Source organism: Flavobacterium sp. EDS, assembly GCF_020991525.1.
Classification (GTDB): Bacteria; Bacteroidota; Bacteroidia; order Flavobacteriales; family Flavobacteriaceae; genus Flavobacterium.
In genome coordinates this window covers 1-309 of the sequence record NZ_JAJMOZ010000068.1, presented here as the reverse complement: position 1 = coordinate 309, position 309 = coordinate 1, and the positions used below count along the sequence as shown (strand labels likewise).

The 309-nt window shown below is 38.8% G+C and carries 1 protein-coding gene; it reads left to right on the top strand.

Annotated features, from left to right (window positions below):
- Nucleotides 1–309 (top strand): hypothetical protein (locus LPB87_RS20715; protein ID WP_230729237.1); only part of this gene is annotated, 309 nt, incomplete at both ends.

Below are 309 nucleotides of genomic sequence, written 5' to 3'. Positions count from 1 at the left end.
GCTACTGATAATTGTGATGGAACAGTAACATATACTAAAGTAAGTGGAACTTTTGCCCAAGGCAACTGTATAAACTCTGGAACATATACTAATACCTGGACAGCTACTGATGTTTGTACTAATATATCAACTGTATTTACACAAGTAATTACTATTCAAGATACGACTGCACCAGCATGGACAACGGCTCCAACTGCGCTTGATGTTACTCTTGAATGTAGCGATACTGCTGGATTAACAACTGCACAAGCGAATGCTCCAGTTGCTACTGATAATTGTGCTGGAACGGTAACGTATACTAAAGTAAGT